At 42.2% G+C, this 3,145-nt stretch carries 4 protein-coding genes and 1 pseudogene; 4 read left to right on the top strand and 1 reads right to left on the bottom strand.

Features of this window, described 5'->3' with window-relative positions; genetic code table 11:
- The 4 genes from VZ94_RS24835 to VZ94_RS29820 form a co-directional block, all read left to right on the top strand.
- Positions 1 to 287 (top strand): cation transporting ATPase C-terminal domain-containing protein (locus VZ94_RS24835; protein ID WP_192828691.1); only part of this gene is annotated, 287 nt, incomplete at its 5' end.
- 147 nt (positions 288 to 434) lie between these two features.
- Complete coding sequence (locus VZ94_RS20500) at positions 435 to 731, top strand: hypothetical protein (protein WP_239650115.1); 297 nt, start codon at positions 435 to 437, stop codon at positions 729 to 731.
- 29 nt (positions 732 to 760) lie between these two features.
- Positions 761 to 1,030: a DedA family protein gene (locus tag VZ94_RS29825; RefSeq protein ID WP_239650114.1), complete on the top strand. Its 270-nt coding sequence runs from the start codon at positions 761 to 763 to the stop codon at positions 1,028 to 1,030.
- The gene (locus VZ94_RS29820) at positions 1,030 to 1,329 is read left to right on the top strand and encodes a DedA family protein (protein WP_239650113.1); all 300 of its coding nucleotides are present in this window, start codon (positions 1,030 to 1,032) and stop codon (positions 1,327 to 1,329) included. Before VZ94_RS29825 ends, VZ94_RS29820 begins: the two co-directional genes overlap by 1 nt.
- A gap of 297 nt (positions 1,330 to 1,626) precedes the next feature.
- Here the strand turns inward: VZ94_RS29820 and ftsH are convergent.
- A pseudogene (ftsH, locus tag VZ94_RS20490) lies at positions 1,627 to 3,145 on the bottom strand (ATP-dependent zinc metalloprotease FtsH); the annotation flags it as partial.

Raw genomic sequence — 3,145 nt, 5'->3', positions numbered from 1 at the left:
GCACTGTGGCAGTCAATGTATTTGTCTTCGGCGAACTGTTTTACTTGTTCAACTGCCGCTCGCTGAAATATTCGATGTTTCATATCGGGGTCTTTTCCAATGGATGGGTAATCTTCGGCGTATGTAGCATGACCATGCTGCAATTGCTGTTTACTTACTGGCCGCCCATGCAGCAATTGTTCGGTAGTGCGGCTATTGGTTATGATGAGTGGCTACTGATTATTGGTGTCGGTATTGCAATTTACGCAACGGTAGGTTTGGAAAAATTTCTGTTACGACGCCGATGAGGTTTCTCGGCCAACCACAGATTGCTTTTCATGGGTTTATGCTTGCTTTGATCGATGCCAGCTTTTTTATTAAATTTATCGGGACTTTGTGTTATGAGAATAATTTTCTGGCTGGTATTCACTATAGGCTTAACAGGTCTTTATTTTATGAATATAGCTATTCTGAAAATGCCGTTTTTGAATTGGGAATGGGGAAAACATGCGGCAGTTCGGTTTTTTTTGGGTTTTTTTATATTAGGCGCCAACGCCTTTTATGCGCATAAGTTAAAATTCACGAGCGCGCTTAAGGTGATATTAGCCATAGCCTTTCTGGATTATTTGTATGATTACTATATAGGGGCCTATAGACTTAATTTCGAAATCATTTTGCATGGTTTGTACATGCTGGTATGGGGGGCAATAATGGGTTACCTCGCCTGCAAGAATCTTAACAACAAGGAATAATTACTCCCTTGCAATACTAGTGTAGGCTAATGACGGAAATTATTGCTTTAATAGAAAATCATATTGAATACGCTCCTTGGATAATATTCGGCCTATTATTGCTTGCCGGTTTTAATTTTCCTATTTCCGAAGATGGCATGCTGTTCGTGGCGGCAACCTTGGCATCGAGAACCCCTGAGCATTTACTATATTTGTTTGGTGCGGTTTATGCCGGAGCCTATGCTTCGGATCTAATTTGCTACGGCTTAGGAAGGGTATTAGGAGAGCGTCTGATTCATTGGCGATTTTTTCCAAGTTAATGGCTCGGGATAGAATCGACAAGATATCAGACTATTATCGAAACTATGGCATATTAACGCTGTTATTCGGGCGATTCGTGCCATTTGGAGTCCGTAATCTGTTGTTTCTGACTGCTGGACTCGGTCAAATGAATGCTGTTAAGTTTGCGATAGTCGATTTTTTGGCTTGCACGGTGTCGGTAATAGTGTATTTCAGTGTTTATCATCACTATGGGCAAAAAAATCGTATTAATTATCCAGGAACTGAATGTCGCGATCTTCATTTTTGCGCTGTTGATTGGCGCTTATATCTACTTTAAAAAAGCTCAGTAGTCAGCCAATATAAAAAGCTACTCGCTTAAACTGAGACAAATAACTTCTTCGGGGAAAAGCGGCGGTTCGCTAATCCTAAAAAACGCAGTTGATCCAAGAAAAACACCAAAGACACTAAATAAATCAGAACGTTATGTTGATTTTGTTGTTCACCCAATGGGTGAAGCCCGAACGCTTGTTATCTGTTTGAATATTTTTGTGTTTTTTCGTAAACGAAACGATTTTTTTAGGCTAATGCGAAACCGCCGTTGTATTTCGCTAAGATTATTGCTAGAAAAAACTGCTCAAGACTGAGCAATAACCTCGATTATTTCATCACGATTAATGACTTCTTTATCTTGTAACACTAACGCTAGTTTGTCTAACACAGCTCTGTGCGTCGTAATAATTTCAGTGGCTCTAGCTTCAGCTTCTTCAATGAGTAATAGCACTTCACTATCGATTAAACGGGCAGTTTCTTCGCTGTAATTACGGTATTCAGTCCCTTCGGTATCTAAAAACTGTAACTGTTGACGTTTACCTAAGGTTAACGCGCCAACTTTCTTACTCATACCTAACATGCATACCATATTACGCGCGATTTCACTGGCACGCTCTAAGTCGTTTTGCGCACCGGTAGATACCGAACCTAAGACGATTTGTTCAGCAACTCTACCGCCATGTAAAATGGCTAACTGGTCTTTTAATTCGGCATCGGTCGATAAAAACGTTTCTTCTACCGGTAATTGCAAAGTAAAGCCTAAGGCACTGACACCGCGCGGAATAATCGAAATTTTATGCACGGGCTGACCACTGGGTACATTTTCGGCGACCAAAGCGTGCCCCGCTTCGTGATACGCCACACGGCGTTTTTCTTCAGGATTTAAAGCGCGATTTTTCTTTTCCGGCCCAGCTAAGATTCTATCGATAGCGGCTTCAAAATCATCCATTGTGATTTTGCTATGATTTAACCGTGTCGCGATAATCGCGGCTTCATTAGCGATATTGGCTAAATCTGCCCCTACTAAACCCGGCGTCCGTTTCGCCAACACATTAATATCAATATGTTCTGCCAATGTCATCGGTTTAGTATGCAATTTCAAAATTTCGACGCGGTCTTGTAAGTCGGGTTTATCAACAATGATTTGCCTGTCAAAAACGTCCAGACCGTAACAACGCTTTATCTAAGATTTCAGGACGGTTAGTCGCCGCCATGACAATCACGCCTACTGAGCTATCAAAACCGTCCATCTCAGTTAATAGCTGATTTAAGGTTTGCTCACGCTCGTCATGCCCACCCATCGTGACCGGACCGCTACGCGAACGGCCTATCGCATCTAACTCATCGATGAAAATAATGCACGGCGCTTTACTACGCGCTTGTTCAAATAATTCTCGAACTCTCGCCGCACCGACACCGACAAATAATTCAATAAATTCGGAGCCGCTGATATTAAAAAACGGTACGCCCGCCTCACCGGCAACGGCTCTAGCCAGTAACGTTTTACCTGTACCCGGTGGCCCTACTAGCAACACCCCTTTAGGCATGTGACCGCCTAATTTTTGAATCTTTTCAGGCGCTTTTAAAAAGTCTATAGATTCTCTTAACTCTTGCTTAGCACTATCCGCACCGGCAACATCGTTAAAGGTAACTTTAGGCAATGAATCAGGATGAATATGCGCTTTATTGCCAATATTTAAAAAACCGCGTTGCATTCCTGAGGTACGGCGTATCACCCATGACCAGATAGCAACCAATATCAAAATGGGAATAATCCAGTTAAACAATAACGAGGTTATCCAACTTTCGCCGCTACGCACGAC

The organism is Methylocucumis oryzae, assembly GCF_000963695.1.
Taxonomy (GTDB): Bacteria; Pseudomonadota; Gammaproteobacteria; order Methylococcales; family Methylomonadaceae; genus Methylovulum; species Methylovulum oryzae.
The sequence above is the reverse complement of the archived record's forward strand: the minus strand, read 5'-3'. Positions and strand labels throughout refer to the sequence as shown.

Bases quoted from the DNA above. Each gene is read 5' to 3' on its own strand.
- VZ94_RS29825 (WP_239650114.1), top strand. From the start codon at position 761: ATGACGGAAATTATTGCTTTAATAGAAAATCATATTGAATACGCTCCT.
- VZ94_RS20500 (WP_239650115.1), top strand. From the start codon at position 435: ATGAATATAGCTATTCTGAAAATGCCGTTTTTGAATTGGGAATGGGGA.
- VZ94_RS29820 (WP_239650113.1), top strand. From the start codon at position 1,030: ATGGCTCGGGATAGAATCGACAAGATATCAGACTATTATCGAAACTAT.